The sequence below is a fragment of the Rothia sp. L_38 genome, from assembly GCF_050689125.1.
GTDB lineage: Bacteria > Actinomycetota > Actinomycetes > Actinomycetales > Micrococcaceae > Rothia.
This window is the reverse complement of sequence record NZ_JBOEQD010000001.1, coordinates 286,822-301,962: the sequence shown is the minus strand read 5'-3', so window position 1 is coordinate 301,962 and position 15,141 is coordinate 286,822. Positions and strand designations below refer to the sequence as shown.

Genomic DNA, 15,141 nt, shown 5'->3' with positions numbered 1-15,141 from the left:
ACGGCCCTCGGTGGGTGAGGCTACACCGGAGATGCCCTTGATGTAGCCCAGCATACCGGCTTCATCGGAAGAGAAGTGGAAGGGGTCAGAGGGATTGTTGACGGCCTCATCACGAATCATCACAGGGATGACATCGGTGCCGGATGCTTCAAGGCGGTCAGCAACAACCTTGGCAGCGTTAAATGCTTCGTCTGAGCCGTTGGAGGCGTTCAGAGGTGAGTGGATACCAACTTCACCGTTGAGGGTGTAGGTGTTTGGTGCGCCGTCGGTCAGCAGCAGGGCGGTGTCGTACTTAACGCCGGTCTCTGCCTGGTGCTTTTCGATAGCGGCCAGGGCAGCTTCCCAGTTGGTGCCCAGAGTGAGGTAGTTAACGCCGTCCCAGGCCTCGCCCTCAGTTCCTACGGGGGCATCCTTGGAATGCTTGTCGATGCCGTCAATCCAGGCCAAAGCAGCGGCCTTACCAGCATCGGTGCTGACGTTGAATACAGCAGATGGCTGGTTGCCGGGGAGAATGGTGATTTCGCCCAGTCCTGCCTCAGAGAAGTTAGTGTTCTGGAAGTTCACAGCAGAGTCACGAGCAAAGGTGAAGAAAGAGACCTCAGCACCATCAACCTTGGAAAGACGCTCGACCATCTGCTTGGCCTGGTCTTTCATGGTTGCAGTCTCAGAGGCATCAAAAGAGCGGGAGAGGTCAAAGGTCATAGCCACACGCGGAGGTGCACATTCACCAGCTTCGATAGCAGCCTTAGCAGCTGCAACCTTGGCGTCGTAGGCTGCCTTGTCAGTCTTGAACTGAGCCAGTGCGCTCTCGTAGGAGGCAAGGTCTGCCTTGTACTGGGCCAGTTCAGCTTCGTAAGCGGCCTGGCGTTCAGCGTTAATCTTCTCAGCCTCAGCCTTAGCAGCTACAGCAGCCTGATAAGCGGCATCATCTTTCTGGTACTGAGCCAGTTCAGCTTCGAACTTGGCATCAGCTGCGGCCTTATCTTCCTTGAACTGGGCAATCTTGGCGGTAATCTCAGCAATCTTGGCCTCAGAGTCAGCAGTGATGGTATCCAGTGCCGCCTGAACCTCAGCGGTTGAGCCGGTGGTAATGGTCTTGACCTGGGTTTCTGAGATGTTCAGACCTGCGTCCTTAGCGGCCGCAACAGCAGCGAGCAGCGCCGAGTTATCGACAGGAACTTCGCGGGTGGTGGATTCTGCTTCAGATGCGCTGATAACTGAGCCAAATGAGCCAGTATCGACCGCGTTTGATGCGGGCATGGAGGCAAAAATAGAGGATGCAACCAGGCCGGTTGCAACCAGGGCGCCAGACTTGCTGGCTACTACCTTAAAGGATGCTCGTGACACGTCTTAGGTGTCCTTTCTTCAGATATGTGTGAATCGAGTGATTCGCGTGGTGTTTGTTTCTTCCCGCCTAGTGGAGAGGCGGTGTTTCCATCACAGATACCCTCAGCTCACTGCTAGGTGAACTAGGTAGGGACTGCGGAGGTCTATTGAGGGGCCGAGTTATCCCGAATCAGGGGCTTACTGGCCAGAATGAAAGTTCAGCGGGTAGCCAGATGAAGGAGCTACAGACTGTTTGGTGATAGCCGCGTCGATTAAGTCCATCAGCCCCAGAGTGAAAGTGATGCTGGGGTAAAGTTCGCCGTCGATGGTGACGTTATTGGCAGTGAGAGTGCGGCGGGCTACCGGCTTTTGATAGCCATACGGGGCTGGGGTGGCCCACTCTTGTGCAATGACGGTTGCCTCGGTGAGGTCTTGTGCGTTTTCAAAGGTAGCCCCCTGGGCGGTAAGCCATTGGCCGAAGGTGTCGCCTAGCAGGGTGTTGATGTCGAGATAGTGGGTGATGCTCATGTGCTTCTCTCCAGAAAGTGGTGTATGTGAGTGAGGGAAAGAGTGCCAGGTGAAGAGCTGTGGCAATACGTTCGTGGGGGACATTGCCACAGACTCTCTCACTCTGGTCGCACCTTTAGAGGTTCTCTCGCGAGAGATTGGCGGGTGTCCGCTTTCCAGGTGGTCAACCCCGCCAGCACTTCAATTATATATAAGAAAGAGCAATAGTTATTCTTTTCCGAAACTTTTGAACACAAAAATAGAAACCCCATGTCAAAGGCAGTTTTTTAGGGCGACACGAAGAGTTTCACATCAGATGCCAGGAAGAGATTGGCCTGCTCAAGGGCTTCTACCAGCTCCACGTTAGGCCGACCGGCTAAATATTTCTGGCGGCTCAGGCCAAAGACTTCTTCAAAGTAGAGATTCCCTGTTGCCACCAGCGCAGGTAGCGGTGAGGTTTTTAGGTATGCAGCTAGTTCCAAGATGCGATAGATCGGCAGTGTTCCGTCGCTGACCTGCTGGGAGAAGTTGGAGGGTTTCATCTCTAGGTGCTGGGCCAGCTCTTTTTGGGTCACTGTGCGGCGATTGACATCCAGCCAGCGCTTGAGTTGCGACCCTGGAGGGTCAAAGCCTGCCCCGGCCTGTGCTTTACCTTCTCGTACAAAGCGTTGATGCAGCAATTCGAGGGCTGAGTAAAGAGGTGCGGCATCAACAAGGGTGAGCTGGTTTTGATTGAGTGATTCATATCCGTCAAAGCTACCTAGCTCCCCTGCCGGGTTTTGCCCGTATGCCCTGGCGATGACGATAACCGTCTTGGGTGTGATGCGGTTGCCGCTTCGCTGTTCTGAGATGGTAGAGAGGCTTAGGTCTGCCTTGGTGCAGATTTCCAGGAGGGTAGCATCTGGTGCGATGCCCTCTATCCACCGGGTGAACGCTGGTGATGCAATATTCACTGGGTGCTTCCTTGCAGGTTGTCGGAGGTCTACCCTGATTTTACGGTATGTGCTTTCACTGCCTTTTGAGGTGGAGTGGGGGCTGGTCAAAAAAATTATTCATATCATTTCATATCACATGGTTGCATATCATATTAGTTAGGGGTTAGACTGTAGGCATGATCTTACTTATCGGAAACCATAAAGGAGGGGTGGGCAAGTCCACCCTGACCGTCAACCTAGCCACCACCCTCCAGCAGCAGGGAAAGAGCATCACTATTGTTGAGGCCGACCCCTCTATCCACACCGCCTCACGCTGGGCAGATGACAGGGATGAACTTGGGCACGGCTCCATCATGACCCTCCGCAAAGAGGGCCGCCTGGGAGCAACCCTGCGGGAGCTCAACGAGAGCTACGATGTGGTTCTTGTCGATACCGCAGGTAAGGACTCCAAGGAATTGCGTTCAGCGATGGTAGTTGCTGACCTCATGCTTATCCCCACTCGCCCAGCCCAGGCCGACCTGGATGCAACCGTGGACTTGATGCAGATGGTGGATGAGGCCCAAGACATGAATCCCAGCCTCATTCCCCTGATTGTCATTTCGCAGGCGTCCACCCACGTGATGAGCTCTGAGGCACAGGAGTCTAAGGAGTACCTGGCCCAGGCAGCACCGCAGGCAGCCCTGGCAGATGTGGTGGTTCATCACCGCAAGGCGTATCAGGCGGCACTAGCTGAGGGCAAGGCTGTTACCGAGGGTACTGATTCAAAGGCCAAGGCTGAGATTCAGTTACTCGCCCAAGAAATTCTCACACTGACCGAAGGACGATAATGGCATCTACTTTTCGCCAGCGGCCCACCCCAAAAAATGAGGATGCCTTTATTGAGGCAGCAGAGGCACCGCGCACCATATCCGAGCCCGAGCAGGGCGCGGATAAGTCCGCAGATTCACCCGAAGCCCGTCTTGAAAAGCGGGCGGCAGGACGCAAGTACGGTATCTACACCCTCAGAGGCACTGAGTCTCAGGCCGAGCTACTGAAATATGCGGCCAAGCAGAAGGGTATGAGCCAAAACGAGCTGATTAGCCATTACCTCTTTGAGGCTATCGAGTTTGAGTTTGGTGCGGACATCCCCATCAAGTAATCACATCATGTCATGTCACATGATTCTGAATATCTGGAGAACCCCATGAACAACGAAATTTCCCTCACCATCACCGGCAACCTCACCCGCGACCCCGACCTGCGATTCTTCAAAGAAGGGGCAGCAGTGGTCTACATGACCGTTGCCCACACCCCGCGAGTCTGGTCAGCGGCAGAAAAAGACTACGTTGCTGGCGTCACCACCTACATGGACGTCGAAGTACGCTCCAAGGGTAGCGAACGTCAGAACGATTACGTTCAGCGCATCAGCGAAGAACTGCAAAAGGGCGACCGAGTTATGGCCACCGGCATGCTTGTAACCAAGGAACGCAAGCGCGACGGCGAAACGATTCGCTCCTTGAGCCTAATTGCTGATGAGGTAGCAGTCTCGAACCGGTTCGTCTCTATCACCATCAACCGCAAACCCAAGCCCACACCAAGCGCACCGGAAGAAGCAGCCTGGACTGCCGCACCCGTACCCACTTCCCCCGACTCGCAGCGCCCGCCCCTTGCAGGCTGGGACAGCTAGCTAGCACCACATTCTCACCCAGGAGGCTAAGATGAGCCAGATTTACTACACCGTTCCAAACCACCCCCAGCAGCAGGTGCCGCAGGCCCCGATGCCTGCACCGATTCAGCAGCAGTACTACTACCAGCAGCCCATGATGGCACCTGCACCGCGCAAGCAGAATCCTGTAGCCGGTTTCTTCCGTGGGGTCGGAAACGCGTTCCGCTGGCTCCTCTTAGCCTTCCACCACACCGCAGTGGCCCTGAGCTGGATATACATCCTCATCCCATTCCTGGGCTGGAACCGCTACAGCCGCATCCTGCTGGGCTACATTGGACTGACTTTCTTCTCAGTGTCCACCATCCTGTTTATCTACAACCTACTCAGTGGCAACCTTGAGATTCCTCAGACCTACTAGCTAACCCCTAACAGCCTAGTTTCGTAAATCAATAACTTTCTATTAAACATATCTTTCCACGATTAAAGTAGGTGGCATCTATCAGCTATCTACATGGAGTACATCGTGGCGAAAAAACACGGCCTAATTGAGGGCCAGCTCGATATTTTCGAGTTCCTATTCTCAAACCCCCAGGAGGTTCAAGATGAGCAACTACGCAACAATAGCCAGGCAGAACTGGCAGACCCTAGCGCCGAGCACCTACACCCAGATGCAGCAGGAAATGAACCTGGACGAGCACTTTCAGCAGATTCAGGAACAGGCCGAGCTAATGGTTCAGGATCTGATGTTCCAGTACGCGGGCCAGGACTCCCCGAACGAGGGCTACCTACAGAAGGTGGGCCGTTTGGAAGCAGCCAAGAAGCGAGCAGAGGAAACAGTGCGTCAGGAGCTTTTGACTCCCCCGCAGGAGCTGTGGGAGCAGGAGGTGCCTCAGCCGATGAGCGAGTGGGAGATTCAGAGCGAGATGCTGTGGAACGACCAGTACCTGCGCGATTTGAAGACCAGCATCAACAGCCAGTACCTGAGCTCGGAGGAACCGCAGGACATCGAAATCCGCTCAGCGAACCTGGCCTACCAGGAGAAGGCAGCCCCTTATCTGGAGAGGCAGCAGGAGCTTCAGCAGATGCTCGAATCCTTGAAGAACAATCAGTAGAGCAAGCTACGGTGAGCAGCCCAGCTGGGGCTCTCACCGCTGCTGAACGCTACCGCCGCAACGTCGCAGCACTAGAGACTCTACAGACCCTACAAGGGGGCGATAGGGCTGCAACCGATGAAGAGAAGCAGCTACTAGCCCAGTACACCGGCTGGGGCGCAGGCGGCCTATCCGAAATTTTCAACGAGGCCAACCGAGAGACCGAGCCCGAGCGGTTCGAGCTCAAAGAACTACTAGGTGAAGAGGGCTACCGGCAAGCCGCCCGAGGGGTCAACTACGCCCACTACACTGACCCGACCTACACCAATGCGGTATGGAAGGGCCTGAAAGAATACGGCTTCACCAGCGGCCAAGTCCTAGAACCTGGTAGCGGTATCGGCAACTTTATTAGCAAGGCCCCCGCTGATACCCGCGTCACCGGCATCGAGATTGACCCGACAAGCGCGGCCATCTCAGCCTACCTCTACCCCGAGGCATCCATCCGCAATGAGTCCTTTGCGGAGTCCTTTATCCCCAACGGCTATTTTGATGCCGCCATCGGGAATGTGCCCTTTTCTCAGACGGTTTTGCATGATCCGCGGCATAACGCAGCGGGTCATTCCATGCACAACCACTTCATCATCAAGTCCCTGAACCTGACTAAGCCAGGGGGTATGGTTGCGCTCATTACCTCAACGGGAACCCTTGATGCTGCTGGTTCTGCTGCTCGTGAGGCTATGTATGCCCAGGCTGACCTAGTGGGAGCTTATCGTCTTCCTGAGCGTGCTTTTGATAATGCGGGCACCTCAGTTATGACCGACCTGCTGATTTTCCGTAAGCGCGTAGAGGGTGAGGCCCCGCTTTCTGATGCCTGGCTCACCAGTAAGGAATACACCGCCGAGGACGGGCAGAGCTACCACCGTAACGCCTACTTTGAGGATAATCCCCAGAACTTGCTGGGTGAAAAGGTGCTGAAAACCAATCGCTTTGGTCAGATGAGCGAGGCTATTACAGCTACCTCTCAGGAGCGCGAGAACCTGCCCCAGCGCCTAGCTGAAGCTATCGAAGCCGACGCTAAGGTGGCTCTTGCAGCTGGACGCGGCTACTCTACTACCCCGGCTAAGGTCTCAGAAGCCATGCCGCTGCTGTTGCCCGGTGAGCAACTGCTTGACCAGCATATTAGTCTTCAGGGCGACGGTACGTTCACTATCTACCAGGATAAAGAGCAGGTGCCCCTGTCGGTGCCCAAGACCCAGGTGCAGGAGCTTAAAGGCCTGCTGTCTTTGCGTGACCAGGCGAAGGCTCTTCTATCGGCAGAAGCTACCGATGCTGTCTCTGAGGCTACGATGGAGGCCGCGCGTACCCAGCTACGCAAGACCTACCTGGAGCACACCGAAAAGTACGGGCCCCTGAACGGTGGCAAAATCACCTACACCGCCAGTGGTGAGACCAGCGTGCGCCGCCGTCCGGTGATGAGTATCTTCCTCAAAGACCCTGCCGGTGCTCTCGTTCTTGGTTTGGAGAACTACTCGCAGGCTACCAACACGGCCTCCCCTGCCGACTTGCTCAACCGCCGCATCCTAGAGCCACGCAAGCCTGTCACCCACGTGGATAACGCCCTAGATGCCCTGGCCGTATCGCTCGATGTAAAGGGCAAGGTAGATGTTCAGTTCATGGGTGAGCTGATGAATGAGTCCCCCGAGGCTGTTGTCTCTGAGCTAGGAGACCGAATCTACGTCCTGCCCAACTCCCCTGCTGAGGCACCGCAATATCAGACTGCCGAAGAGTACCTATCAGGAAATGTGCGGGCCAAGCTGAAAGAAGCCCAGGCCGCCGCCGAGCTCAACCCCCATTTTGCCAAACATGTTCAGGCCCTAGAAAAGGCTATCCCCGAGGATATTGCTTCAGCGGATATTACCGTCCAGCCCGGCGCTGTCTGGATTCCCGATGAGGTACACGAGCAATTCCTGCGAGAAGAGCTAGGTGATAAGCGGGCTAACCTGCGCCGAGTACATGGCGGCATGTGGGAACTCACCAACAGCTCACGAACTGACCCCAATAACTACGGGACACCCGAGCGCACCCCGGCCCAGCTCTTCCAGGCAGCTATCGAGAAAAAGCCGATTCAGATTATCACCGACAAGCAGCTGAACCCGCAGGCCACCGCCCACGCGAATGACCAGGCCGAACGTATCGCTGACAGGTTCGCACAATGGGTCTGGGAAGACCCAGAGCGTCACCAGATGCTGGCGAGAGCCTACAACGACAGGCACAATAACTACGCGCTACGGAACTATACCGAGGCTGGCAAGGCCCTGACCTTACCGGGTCTGGTCAAGACCTTTACCCCGCATGCTCACCAGCGCACTGCGATTGCGCGCATGATTAATGAACCGAGCGTTGGTCTCTTCCACGAAGTCGGTGCCGGTAAGACCGCTGAAATGGTCATCGGTACGATGGAGCTAAAGCGCTTAGGCCTGGTGAAAAAGCCGGCAATTCTTGTGCCTAACCATATGCTGGAGCAGTTCTCTCGCGAGTGGCTAGAACTGTACCCCCAGGCGCGCCTACTGACTGCCTCATCATCAGATATTGGTAACGGGGAGAAGCATAAGCAGTTCATCGCCCGCGTGGCCACCAATGACTGGGATGCCGTCATTATGACCCACGTTGCCTTTAACAAGCTGGAGCTGTCCAATGAGGGCAAAGCGGCCTACCTGCAAAAAGAAGTCGATTTGCTCACCGAATCTCTCTACAAGAACAACGAGCGCGCGGCCCAAGCAGGTAAGCCCACCAAAACAACCAAGGAGCTACAGGAACGCATTGAGGCCCTGGAACAGGACATTAAGAAACTGCTGGCCAACCCCTCCCCTGCGGGTATCTCTTTTGAAGAGACCGGCATTGATTACCTGTGTGTTGATGAGATGCACGAGTTCAAGAACCTGAAAACTCCCTCTGCTATCCGTGGTGCCTCTATTGGGGGCTCGAAGAAGGCAACGAACCTGCATTCAGTGGTGGAGTATCTGCGTGATACGAACGGCAACCGGGTTATTACCGCAGCGACCGGAACGCCGGTGGCTAACAGTATGGCAGAGCTCTATGTGATGAACCGCTACCTTGCTCCTGAGCTTCTACGTGAGCAGGGCGTGGAGGACTTTGATTCGTGGGCCGCGACCTATGGTAAGACGGTCACTGAGCTAGAGCTCACCGTAGCTGGTGGTGATTCGTACAAGATGAATACCAGGTTCTCGAAGTTCGTCAATATCCCTGAGCTCATCCGCACCATGCACACCTATGCCGATGTGAAGCTAGCGGATGATTTGTCCTACCTGAAGCGTCCTGAGCTTGAGCCTAACGAAAAGGGTGAGGCAGCACCGCATGTTCTTTCCTTGAAGCGTTCACCGGAGCAGGCCGCCTACATCACCTATTTGGCCGAGCGGTACGAGAAGCTATCTGGGCGCGCTGACAAGGGGGAGGATAACGCGCTGGTCATTACCTCTGATGGGCGTAAGGCAGCAGCTGATTACCGCTTGATTGACCCCTCTGCTATCCCATCGGGGGAAGTGCCGACCAAGGCAGAGGCAACCGCTAAGGTGCTAGCTGAAGTCTATGAGAAGAATAAGAACCGTAGCTACCTGATTCCTGGCACGGATGAGGCTCACCCTAACCCCGGTGCTTTGCAGGTGGTCTTCTGTGACTACGGTGTTCCTGGTAAAGACCGTGGTTTCGATATGTATAACGAGCTGAGGAAGCAGTGCGTTATTGCCGGTATTCCCGAGGACAAGATTCGGTTCATCCAAGATGCTGATTCTGAGGTGAAAAAGGCCAAGCTCTTCCAGCAGTGCCGTGATGGTGAAGTGGCTGTGCTGATTGGCTCTACCTCTCGTATGGGCACCGGTACTAACATTCAGAACCGCCTGGTGCATCTGGTGCATATGGATGCCCCGTGGCGTCCTGCTGACTTGGAGCAGCGTGACGGCCGTATTTTGCGTCCTGGTAATCAGAACCAGCAGGTGCGGATTACCCAGGTTGTGACCGCTGAGACCTTTGATGCGGTGATGTGGTCAACGCTCTTGCGTAAGCAGCGGTTTATCTCTCAGGTCATGCGCGGGGATATGTCTATTCGCACGATGGAGGATCTGGGCAAGGCTGAGGTGTCGATGGCCCAGACCCAGGCGATTGCTACGGGCAACCCCTTTATCATGAAGCATTCTGAGGCCGTGGCTAAGGTTCAGAAGCTACGGAACGTGATGACTGGTTTTGAGAACGGACGTCGTCTTGCCCAGTACCAGTACGATGCTCTCTCTGCCCGCACGAAGGTACTAGAGGAACAGATTCCGGCTATGCGGCAGGCAGCGGGCCAGGTGGTTGAGACCTCTGGGGATAAGTTCGCAGCTGTGATGAATGGCCAGCGGTTCGATTCACGTGCTGATGTTGCTGAGGCCTTGAAGCAGTGGGCTGATGGTATCGGTTCGCCCTCATGGGTGCGGGCCCAGCAGCTAGGGCCTGTTATCTCAGTCGGTGGCCTGAACTTTGTGGGCGTTCTACAGGCGGCTACTCCTGGTCATATCAGTCAGACCCCTGTGACGCTTCATGTTGAGGGTATGCCGTGGGTCAAGGTTGAGGCCGGGTATGCAGAGATGCGGCAGACCAATAGGGGCCTGGTGATGCGCCTGGAGAACGCGGTTGCATCTGTAGCCGCGAAAGCTGAGGGCATGGAGAAGGAGCTGGAGAAGGCTCGGGAGTTGATGCCTGGCTATAAGGCTAAGGCGGAGGCTGGGTTTACCCAGGTGGAGCAGGTGCGTGTAGCCGAAGCTGAGGAGCTACGTCTGAGGAAGCTGGTGGAGAAGTTCAAGACCGCTAAGGACGAAGTTCGGGAGCAGATGCTACTGGAGAGCCAGCAAGAAGAGATTAGTTTGATTGAAGATTCGGTGGAGAATCTGGAAGAGAAAGGCAAGGAACCAATGGAAGAGCTACAGGTAGCCGAAGCTGCGGGCGATGAGCAGGATAAGGTGAACGGTGTGCTGGTGGATGATGAGAGGGCCGCTGAGGGCCAGAGCATTGAGGCTCAGGATCAGGAGCGTGCCCGGCAGCTTGAGCAAGAGCACCGCCAGTTGGTAGATGAGACTAATGCTGTCAAGGCTGAATTAACTGAGGCTTGGGATGAGCTGGGTAAGGCCGAGCGGGAGCTCTTTAAGGTGGGCAATACCGAGGCTGAGATTCTGGGGAAGATGCAGGAGCGTGAACGGGTTATTGAGGCTCAGGCGCAGAGTGATTTCAAGCGGCTACGGTCTGCCGAGCAGGAGCTTGAAGAGGCTAGCTTTTTCTCTCGTTCTGCCAAGCGTGAGGCCCTGGAGCAGGTGAAGGCTGAGGTTCAGGGTAAGTACCACGGAGCTACCCAGGCCTATGAGGGGATGAAGTGGGCTAAGGAGACGGATGAAGAGCTGTCTTTGTGGAATAAGCAACTGGCCGATGTGAGGGCTAGGAAGGCTGGTTTTGTGCAGGATTCGGCTGATGCGCGGCTTAGGATCGAGAAGGCTGATGGTGCGTTGAAGCAGGTTCAGGGTAAGGCTGAGGCTGTGAAGCAGGAGCGGGTGCAGGTTGACCCTGTTTTGCGGGCGCAGAAGGTTCGAGGGGCTGGGGCGGCGCGTGAGCTGGCTGGGTCTCGTGGTGCTGATGTGCAGAGGGGGCAGGGTATGGTGCGGTAGTGGCTGGTATGCTGGCTGTGGCGCAGGTTGCTCGTTATTTTGCGTTCTTTGGCGCTGATGTTTTGTAGCGTGTGATGTGTGCCCGGTGTGTCTGGTTGCGGTGTGGTAGCCGCGATTGCAGACATAAATAAAGGGGGAGGTGCCTTAGCTCTAAGGCACCTCCCCCGCATTCTTTATATCGAGTGATTACTTATTTTCTACTTCCACCAGGTTAGCAGCATGTTTTGTGGCATAGTAGGGAAATGCGTAGATAATTGCCAATGCAATCATAGGAACCATAAACGCTTCTAGTATTTCTTTATCTGTTTCGAGGTTCGACCCAGCATAGAGGGCAGCAAATGCAAAGTACGCTACCAGCAAGGAGAAAACGCTAGAAACGCTTGCTTGCAAGCTCTTTGTGAGAGCGTCAGGATTACCCTTTCTACGCAGTAGCGCAAAGCTAAACCAGAGAATGGCTGCGGGGAAGATAAGCATGAGACCAGCAAAGAATCCAGAGCCATGCGGGAAAGCCCCACAAGCAATGTTCCAGAGAAGAACAAGAGCAAAAACTATTGAAGCAAAAGCAGCACTGTTGGCAGAAACTTTTTGGGCGTAATTTATTTCTTCAGGTTTATTCATACATAAAGAGTAACTCGTTTAGAATAAAATGTAAATGTGATTATTGCTACATACTCATTGAATGTGGGGCACATCACCAAACTAATCACACCTCTGAACTTCATAAACTACCGCACTCTACCGACACCTAAAATTAAAAAGTTCTACCCTACACTTGAACTATTATTCAAGTGTGGGATAGAATTATAACGTGACCAAGAAACGCGACCTCATCAAAAACATCAACAGAGCTGCAAGGGAAGCTGGTCTAGAGTTCAAACAAAAGCAACGTAAAGGTGGTAGGCATGATGTCTATGACCTCAATGGTGAAACTATCGCCATCCCGCGCCACAACGAAATTAACGAACTGACAACCCTTTCAATCTATAAACAGGCAGCTCATCAGCTAGGAAAGGACTGGTGGAAATAAATCATGAGCACTACAACTTACCCCGTACAAGCAACAAAAAGCGGAGCGTTCTGGCATCTGGAAGTTGAAGGCCTCCCCCAAGGCACACAGGTTCGTAAGCTTTCAGAAGCTAAAGATGCAGTTGCAGACCTAGCCAATATCTTCACTGATGTAGCGGTGGAGAACGTGAATATTGATTTGCGTATCCAGCTACCGGAAGATGTAGCAGCTATCCGAGAAGAAGCCAATAAGCTCTTCGAACAAGCAAAGGAGTCCAACGCACTAGCTGCTGAAAAGTCACGACTTGCAGCTAAACTGCTCAAAGAACAGGGAATGACTCTGAAAGAAATCGGTCAAGCCTTAGACGTTTCTTATCAACGAGTAGCGCAGCTTGTAGCAGCATAATTCTCAGGAGATACCGGCGTTGATCTTAGATGCGATGCAGAGCATCACACCTAAGATCAACGCCTTTTTGGTTTAAAGTTCATCGGTTAGGTGGGATCCTATGCGTCGCAAGCTCCTTATAGGATCCTACCTAACCTCAGTTACCACTTACCCTCTGTGCGACCTGCTGGCATTCGAGGCTAGGGGCTAGACCTTCGCTGTGCAAGCCTAAAGGCCAAGGCGTATTCAAAATTTCTTCGGTGCTCCTGCGTCGCTTATTTCCTCAGAAATTTCGATGCCGCCTTGCCCCTGCGGGGTTGCACAGCTTTGGGTCTTTAGCCCCTTGACGCCTTCTTCTGCCAGCAGGGAACGGGACGGCTACCAGCAGAGGTAGCGCCGACCTGCCGGAGCAAGTGAAAGGAAGACAAGTAATGAGCCAGCAGGGATATGTTTATGACTGGGGTAATGCAGTAGTCGAGGAAGCAGAAGCACCTCACGACCTGGAGTACCTGGAGTGGGATAAGAGCCTGAAAAATTTTGTCACGCAGGGCTATAGTCTCCAGCGCATCTACCTTCAGCCCTCTAACCGCTGCGAGGTACATGGGGACGAGTTGGGATACTGCGGGCTTGAACCCTACGAGGCAAACTTCAACGGAGCAGAATGGCGGATAGATTCGGAAACCGGTCAGTGTATGAACGCCGGGTGGATGTACGAGATGGGCGAGGCCTACATATCAGATGAAGCCAGAGCTGAAGCGCTCTGTCAGCGGCTGTGGGGGCAGAGCATAGAAGAAGCCTACGAGGATAGCGAAGAGAACCACGGCGGGGAAGTATTTTTCTATACAGAGTGGGACTAGCTCAGGAACAGGGCTTACTAGCAATCTGCTAGTAAGCCCTATCCTTTTTGGTATGCCACTATCACGAAATCGCTTGTTAAGATGAGGGCATGGACACCACAGAACGATTCAATAAACGAGTGATTAAGAGTGAAGATGTTGCAGGTTGCTGGGTGTGGGTGGGTGCTCTCGGTGATGACGGGTACGGAAGATTTTGGGTCAAGGATAGCGCAACAGGTCGGCAGAAAATTTATCGAGCACATCGTTTTGCTTTACAAGTTACTCTAGGTTTGAGTGATGCTCAGATGAACTTGGTTCATGTGCTGCATCGTTGTGACAATCCTCTGTGTGTTCGATCGACCGATGGTTCGGATAGTCATTTGGTGGTGGGCGACCATGAGCTGAATATGCAAGATAGGGCCGAGCGCAGGCGGCAGGTTGTACATGGAAATAGAAAAGTTCACGCGCAAAAGGCGCGTGAACTTCGTGATGCTATCAAAGCTAATGGGTATGACCAGCGATTAGTTAGTCAGTTTGTTCTTGGTCTGCATCCTGAGCAACAGACTCTGTTTTAGTGATTGCTACTTCGGTAAGTTCCTTGGCAAGTTTGAGCAGGCTGGAGACTTCGCTTGATGTGAGGGCCAGCCGTTCTGCAATCTCAGTGTTGCTGATACCTTCAGCTTTCATTTTCTGGACAGCTAGGGACTGCTTGTTCTGGGTTTCAGTGTGGGCGTCCTGAATTTTCTGCTGGAGAGCTTCAATCTGTGCTTGGTGTTCTGCAATTTTTGCTTCGAGGTCATCGATGCCGGTTGCAGTGGTTACGGAGAAGTATTCTTCTGCAAGGCTTAGAAGTTTGGCCTGCTTCTCTTGAATTTTTTGGGCTGCTAGTTCTGCCTTTTTGCGGGCTTCTGATACTTTGCTGCTTTTGCGAGTCATGGTGAACTCCTTGGTTCTGTGGGCTGATGTTTTGGTGTTCTCAGTTTAACATCTGCCGGGTTTTATCCTCACCACCAAACCTAGCGGTCACGGCTTTTACCGCAGATTTGTGGAGGTATTCTTTGAGCAAGTTAGCTCTTCATTTTTGCTTTGTTCTGTGGGCACCTGGACGGCGGGGCCGTCGCAGGGGCGCAAGCGCCGGGTTCGATTTTACACAATCGACACGCTCAAGGGCGTGCAAAACTTGATGGATAACCTGGGCACATCTTCCTCCGCAGGGCTCCCCCAGATGCACACAGGTTCATCCACAAGTTTCACACACCACGCTCAGTAGAGTGAACTCCTGACACACAGCCTATTCATCCCGCAGGCTCCTTTCTAAGCTGTGCACAGCAGTTACACTCCCCTGGTCTCGTGTGCAAAATCGCGGCAAGTGTGCCGGACTCATGAGCAATTTTCTCGCTGCTCGTTGTTGCTGTTCGCTGTGCTGTACTGTTCGTTCCTCACTGTTGTACAGCTTCACAGCAACCTTTGTCACGTTTGCTTTCCTATTCGTACCTCACCTGAAAACGTGCCAAAGTCACTCGCGCTAGAACCTCTCCTTCCAGCTCGCCGCCACATCTTCCTGCCAATAATTCCTCCGCAGGCTCCCCCATTATTGCCAGTTTCGCTGTGCTCGCTGTCAGTCGCTAATCGCTCTTTTTTTTCGTCACACCTCTTGCACTCAGTAACTCAGGTTGTACCAAGCATACTTACTGAAATAGAATAGA

At 53.8% G+C, this 15,141-nt stretch carries 15 protein-coding genes; 10 read left to right on the top strand and 5 right to left on the bottom strand.

Annotated features, from left to right (window positions below):
• The 3 genes from ACRCJM_RS01325 to ACRCJM_RS01315 all read right to left on the bottom strand — a co-directional run.
• On the bottom strand, positions 1–1,347 hold a 1,347-nt coding region (locus ACRCJM_RS01325), incomplete at its 3' end, for a hypothetical protein (protein ID WP_431463503.1).
• 177 nt (positions 1,348–1,524) lie between these two features.
• Positions 1,525–1,854, bottom strand: a complete 330-nt coding sequence (locus ACRCJM_RS01320; protein WP_431463502.1) for a hypothetical protein — start codon at positions 1,852–1,854, stop codon at positions 1,525–1,527.
• Between the two features lie 266 nt (positions 1,855–2,120).
• Positions 2,121–2,786 carry a hypothetical protein gene (locus ACRCJM_RS01315; RefSeq protein WP_431463501.1) on the bottom strand — a complete coding sequence of 222 codons (666 nt, stop codon included), beginning with the start codon at positions 2,784–2,786 and terminating at the stop codon, positions 2,121–2,123.
• 158 nt (positions 2,787–2,944) lie between these two features.
• On the opposite strand from ACRCJM_RS01315, the gene ACRCJM_RS01310 reads away from it, so the two are divergent.
• The 6 genes from ACRCJM_RS01310 (at position 2,945) to ACRCJM_RS01285 (ending at position 11,209) form a co-directional block, all read left to right on the top strand.
• Positions 2,945–3,595 carry an AAA family ATPase gene (locus tag ACRCJM_RS01310; protein ID WP_431463500.1) on the top strand — a complete coding sequence of 217 codons (651 nt, stop codon included), beginning with the start codon at positions 2,945–2,947 and terminating at the stop codon, positions 3,593–3,595.
• Positions 3,595–3,906 carry a hypothetical protein gene (locus tag ACRCJM_RS01305; RefSeq protein ID WP_135011671.1) on the top strand — a complete coding sequence of 104 codons (312 nt, stop codon included), beginning with the start codon at positions 3,595–3,597 and terminating at the stop codon, positions 3,904–3,906. Before ACRCJM_RS01310 ends, ACRCJM_RS01305 begins: the two co-directional genes overlap by 1 nt.
• 45 nt (positions 3,907–3,951) lie before the next feature.
• Complete coding sequence (locus ACRCJM_RS01300) at positions 3,952–4,434, top strand: single-stranded DNA-binding protein (RefSeq protein ID WP_431463499.1); 483 nt, start codon at positions 3,952–3,954, stop codon at positions 4,432–4,434.
• Between the two features lie 31 nt (positions 4,435–4,465).
• Positions 4,466–4,831, top strand: coding sequence for a hypothetical protein (locus tag ACRCJM_RS01295; protein WP_431463498.1), 366 nt, complete (start codon positions 4,466–4,468; stop codon positions 4,829–4,831).
• Positions 4,832–5,015: 184 nt separating this feature from the next.
• Complete coding sequence (locus ACRCJM_RS01290; RefSeq protein ID WP_431463497.1) at positions 5,016–5,525, top strand: TnpV protein; 510 nt, start codon at positions 5,016–5,018, stop codon at positions 5,523–5,525.
• 11 nt (positions 5,526–5,536) lie between these two features.
• Entirely contained in the window at positions 5,537–11,209 is a 5,673-nt protein-coding gene (locus tag ACRCJM_RS01285) for a helicase-related protein (RefSeq protein WP_431463496.1), read from the top strand.
• Positions 11,210–11,395: 186 nt separating this feature from the next.
• Here the strand turns inward: ACRCJM_RS01285 and ACRCJM_RS01280 are convergent, their stop codons facing one another.
• Positions 11,396–11,827, bottom strand: coding sequence for a hypothetical protein (locus ACRCJM_RS01280; RefSeq protein WP_431463495.1), 432 nt, complete (start codon positions 11,825–11,827; stop codon positions 11,396–11,398).
• 190 nt (positions 11,828–12,017) lie between these two features.
• Between ACRCJM_RS01280 and ACRCJM_RS01275 the strand changes: the two genes are divergently transcribed.
• The 4 genes from ACRCJM_RS01275 to ACRCJM_RS01260 all read left to right on the top strand — a co-directional run bounded on the left by ACRCJM_RS01275 (position 12,018) and on the right by ACRCJM_RS01260 (position 14,010).
• Positions 12,018–12,236, top strand: coding sequence for a hypothetical protein (locus ACRCJM_RS01275; protein WP_237223121.1), 219 nt, complete (start codon positions 12,018–12,020; stop codon positions 12,234–12,236).
• A 3-nt stretch (positions 12,237–12,239) separates the two neighbouring features.
• Entirely contained in the window at positions 12,240–12,620 is a 381-nt protein-coding gene (locus ACRCJM_RS01270; protein ID WP_237223120.1) for a hypothetical protein, read from the top strand.
• A gap of 410 nt (positions 12,621–13,030) precedes the next feature.
• Entirely contained in the window at positions 13,031–13,456 is a 426-nt protein-coding gene (locus tag ACRCJM_RS01265; RefSeq protein ID WP_237242722.1) for a hypothetical protein, read from the top strand.
• Between the two features lie 89 nt (positions 13,457–13,545).
• Positions 13,546–14,010: a hypothetical protein gene (locus tag ACRCJM_RS01260; protein WP_431463494.1), complete on the top strand. Its 465-nt coding sequence runs from the start codon at positions 13,546–13,548 to the stop codon at positions 14,008–14,010.
• Here the strand turns inward: ACRCJM_RS01260 and ACRCJM_RS01255 are convergent.
• Positions 13,961–14,371: a hypothetical protein gene (locus ACRCJM_RS01255; protein WP_431463493.1), complete on the bottom strand. Its 411-nt coding sequence runs from the start codon at positions 14,369–14,371 to the stop codon at positions 13,961–13,963. The two genes, ACRCJM_RS01260 and ACRCJM_RS01255, sit on opposite strands and share 50 nt — an antisense overlap.
• Positions 14,372–15,141: the final 770 nt, after the last annotated feature.